The sequence below is a fragment of the Thermodesulfobacteriota bacterium genome (genome assembly GCA_040758155.1).
Lineage (GTDB): Bacteria > Desulfobacterota > Deferrimicrobia > Deferrimicrobiales > Deferrimicrobiaceae > UBA2219.
Window position 1 is genome coordinate 24,155 of record JBFLWB010000035.1, and the last position, 4,109, is coordinate 28,263.

Below are 4,109 nucleotides of genomic sequence, written 5' to 3' on the forward strand. Positions count from 1 at the left end.
GCGCGTCACCCACCGTTTGCTCCCTCCACGGGCCACCTGCACGGGATGCCCTTCTCCGCGAGGAACTCCTTGATCTCGCCGATCTCCAGCTCCCGGACCTTCGTGAACTCCCGCCCGCCGCGCAGGAACGCCACGTTCCCCTCGGACGAGTAGTCGTCCTCGGTGTAGAACCGGCGGATGTACCGGTAGTGGAGGCAGGAGGCCAGGCAGACCGCGTCGGCCTTCCCGCCGAGCACGGCCTCCGCCAGGTGCTCGACCCTGCCCGCTCCTCCCGACGCGATCACCGGGATGGACACGGAGGTCGAGACCTGCCGGAGCAGCTCCAGGTCGAAACCGCCTCCCGTCCCCTCGGCGTCGATGGAGGTGAGGAGGATCTCGCCGCACCCGAGCTCCTCGGCCTTCTTCGCCCAGCCGATGGCCTCCACCCCGGTCCGCACCCGGCCGCAGTCCGTGTACGCCTGGTAGCTGCCGTCGGGCTGCTTCTTGGCCTCGATCGACACCACGATGGTCGACGAGCCGAACCGCTTCGACGCCTCGGCGATCAGCGCGGGGCGCCCGATCGCCGCCGTGTTGATCGAGACCTTGTCCGCGCCTGCCTGCAGCACGGTGCGGATGTCCTCGATGGTCCGCAGCCCTCCGCCGACGGTCAACGGGATGAAGATCTCCCGGGAGGTCTCCTCGATAATCTGCGCGAGGCTGTTCCTGCCGTACAGGCTGGCGACGACGTCCATGTAGATGAGCTCGTCGGCGCCGCTTTCGTAATAGTGCCGCGCAAAGCGGTGCGGCTTGCCGAGCACGCGGAGCCCTTCGAGATGGATCCCCTTGACCAGGTTCGGGCCCTTGATGTCGAGCCGCGGGATGATCCTCGTGGTCACGCGGTCATCTCCCGTCCCCGGCGGCCGGGTCATGGAAGCGCTTCACGAGAAGGCGGTCCGAAAGCGGCGTCTCCGCGAGCTTCGCCACGATCCGGGGCGCGGCCTTTCCGTCCCCGTAAGGGTTTTCCATTCCCCTCAGCGATTCCCCGAACGCCGGGTCCGTCGCGCGCCGGATCCCCCCGGCGATTTCCTCCCTGCCGTACCCCACGTCGATCACGTTCCTCCCGCGCACCCTTCCCCTCTGGCGGTTGCCCACGTTCACCACGGGGAGAAAAAAGGACGGCGCCTCCACGAGGCCGCTGGAGGAGTTTCCCGTCATCGCGCGGCAGAGGCCGAGCACGCTGAAGTACGCGTCCGTGCCGAGATTCTCCACCGCTCTTGCCGTCGGCTCCTCGCGGAGGAACCGCAGGATGCGCTCCCGGATGGCCATGCCGCCGGTGTCGGCATTGGGCATCGTGAAGACGACCGGCCTCCCGGACGCCTTGAGAGCCGCAAGAAATTCGTCGGCCTGCCGCCCCGCGTCCTCGAACTCGAGGGTCGTCGGATGGAAGGTCGCCAGGAGCGTCTCCGGCGTCACGCGTATCCCGAACCGCGATTCCAGCTCCTCCGCCGTGAGCCGCCTCGCGGTGGCGAGGTTGTCGAGGGAAGGGGAGCCGGTGACGGACACGCGCCAGGGCTCCTCGCCCATCTGCACGATGCGGCGCCCGTATTCCCGCGTGGCCGCGAAATGCAGGTGGCTCAGCTTGGTCATGGAGTGGCGAAGGGCGTCGTCGATGGCGCCCTCGGTCAGCTCGCCCCCGTGGATGTGCGCGACCGGGATCTTGAACGGCAGGGCGGCGAGCGCGGCTGCGTGCATCTCGAACCGGTCGCCCAGCACCAGCAGGATGTCCGGCCGGGAGCGGGCGAACAGCTCCGCGAAGCCCGCCGTCCCCCGCGCCATCGACGCGGCGACCGCCCGGGGGTCGTCCGATTCCTCCAGCACCGGCACGCGTCCGGCGGGCTCGAACCCGTCGGCCTCGATCGCCTCGACCGTCCTCCCGAACCGCGGCGAGAGGTGCATCCCCGTGACGAACAGCCGCAGGGCGAGACCCGGCTCCGACCGGACCGCCCGCAGCACCGGGAGGTAGATCCCGTAGTCGGCCCGCGAGGTCGTGACGACGCCGACGGTCCTCATTCGAGCATTTCCCATTCGATCGGCGCGCCCGCAGCCACGGAGACCTTCGTCTTCCGCCCGATCAGCCCGTCCCGCATGCCGGGAGGGATCCCCGTGCCGGGCCTCCGGGACGCCAGATGCCCGGCTTCGATGACCGTCCCCTCGGGGATGTCGCACGCCGCAACGAGGCTCTTGCGGGCGACCCGCGCCGTCTCGATTTCCGACGGCGCAGGCTCCTTCCTCCCGTGCCCCATGGCCTGCTCGACCGCGCGGAGCTCCCGGACGAGCCGCGCCAGCTCGGCGGGCTCCAGCGACGCCTTGTGGTCCGGTCCCGGCAGCCCCCTGTCGAGCGTGAAATGCTTTTCGAGGACGGCGGCGCCGAGCGCCACAGCGGCCAGCGCGACCGCAAGCCCCTCGGTATGGTCGGAATACCCCACGGGGACGCCGAACGCGCGCCGCATGGTATCCATCGCCCGGAGATTCACGTGGGCGGGGTCGGCGGGATAGCTGCTGACGCAGTGCAGCAGCGCGACGCCGGGAGCGGCCGACAGCGCGGCCATGGCCTCCCGCACCTCGTCGAGCGTCCCCATCCCCGTCGACAGCAGGATCGGAAGCCCCTTCGAGGCGAGATGCCGCAGGAAGGGAATGTCGGTCAGGTCCCCGGACGATACCTTGTACGCCGGCACGCCGATCGATTCGAGGAGGTCCGCGCTGTCCTCGTCGAACGGCGTGGAAAGGAAGAGGATGCCGCGCCCGGCGCAGCGCTCCGCGATCTCGCGGAACCGCTCCGGCGGGAGCTCGAGCTTCCGCAGCATGTCGAACTGGGTCCCGCCCTCGCCGGTGTTCTCCTCTTGGTAGGCCGCCTTCGGCGCCCACTTCGTGACGAGCTTTCCGGCCCGGAACGTCTGGAACTTGACGGCGTCCGCGCCCGCCTCCGCCGCCGCGTCCACGAGCCGCATGGCGAGGTCCATGTCCCCGTTGTGGTTGACGCCCGCCTCGGCGATCACGAAGCAGCGGTTCCCCCCGCCCAGCCGGCGGTCTCCCACGCGCAGGACGGACGGCGCGCCGGGCGTCACCATGCGGTCCATCCCCCGTCGACGACCAGGTTGTGGCCGGTGACGTACGAGGAGAGATCGCCGGCGAGGAACAGCGCGGCGCCCTTCAGATCCTCCTCGGTGGCCATGCGCCGGAGCGGCGTCCGCGCCTCGTAACGCTTCCGGAACGACTCCGGCTGTCCGCGCCAGACCCCTCCGGGCGTCAGGCAGTTCACCCGGACCTCCGGGGCGAGCGTCGTGGCCAGGTAGCGGCCGAGCTGGATGAGCCCGCCTTTCCCCGCAGCGTACCCCGCGGGGGTCCCCATGTCGGTCCCTTCGTAGAGCGCCCCGTCCGGGCCCACCATCCCGTATATGGAAGAGACCAGTATCACGGAGCCGTGGCCGCCGGCCTTCAGCGAGGGAGCCGCCTCCTGCGTCATCGCGAAGGCCGCCGTCAGGTTCACCCGCATGGCGGCATCCCATGCGGCAACTGACTGCTTTTCGAACGGTTCGACCCACCCGGGGACCTTCGTCGTGCCCACATAAGCGGCGCAGTGGACGAGGATGTCCAAGCGGCCCGCCTGCCGGACCGCGTGCCGGACGGCGCCGCGCGCCTCTTCCTCGCTTGCGAGATCCGCCGCCGCCGCGTCGGGCCTTCCGAGACCGCGCTTCTCCAGCTCCGCGGCGCGCCGCTCGCAGATCTCCATGGACCGGTCGCATAGGAAGACACGCGCGCCGGCCTCGAGGAAAACGCCGGCGATCGCCGAGCCGATGTGGCCCCCGCCGCCGGTGACCAAGGCGACCCGGCCGCCGAGGTCCATGAGCTCTCCCAGCTTCTTCATGTCGCCTCCAGCCACGGAAACCTCACCATCCCGTGCTTCAACATCAGGTCGGCGCGCTCGAACTCCTCCAGGTCGTCGATGTGGATGGCGCGGGCCTCGGGAATCTCGTGCATCAGGTGGCGCCCGTTCATCCAGGACCCCTGCGCCCCGAGGAGGAAGTCGCGCCTCCACAGGTAGATCGACGCGTTGATGCGGTATACGGCGG

The 4,109-nt window shown here is 70.0% G+C and carries 5 protein-coding genes; all 5 read right to left on the reverse strand.

Annotation, left to right across the window (positions count from 1 at the left end):
* Nucleotides 1–5 precede the first annotated feature (5 nt).
* On the reverse strand, nucleotides 6–908 hold the full coding sequence (locus AB1346_02250) for an imidazole glycerol phosphate synthase cyclase subunit (GenBank protein ID MEW6719252.1): 903 nt from the start codon (nucleotides 906–908) through the stop codon (nucleotides 6–8).
* Nucleotides 880–2,049, reverse strand: coding sequence for a UDP-N-acetylglucosamine 2-epimerase (neuC, locus tag AB1346_02255; GenBank protein MEW6719253.1), 1,170 nt, complete (start codon nucleotides 2,047–2,049; stop codon nucleotides 880–882). The genes AB1346_02250 and neuC overlap by 29 nt, the downstream gene beginning before the upstream one ends.
* A complete protein-coding gene (neuB, locus tag AB1346_02260; protein MEW6719254.1) occupies nucleotides 2,046–3,107 on the reverse strand; it encodes an N-acetylneuraminate synthase in 1,062 nt (353 codons plus the stop codon). The genes neuC and neuB overlap by 4 nt, the downstream gene beginning before the upstream one ends.
* Nucleotides 3,101–3,904 (reverse strand): SDR family oxidoreductase, encoded by an 804-nt coding sequence (locus tag AB1346_02265; protein ID MEW6719255.1) that lies wholly within the window; start codon nucleotides 3,902–3,904, stop codon nucleotides 3,101–3,103. The genes neuB and AB1346_02265 overlap by 7 nt, the downstream gene beginning before the upstream one ends.
* The coding region (locus tag AB1346_02270; GenBank protein MEW6719256.1) for an acylneuraminate cytidylyltransferase family protein at nucleotides 3,901–4,109 on the reverse strand (209 nt) is incomplete at its 5' end. The genes AB1346_02265 and AB1346_02270, both read right to left, overlap by 4 nt.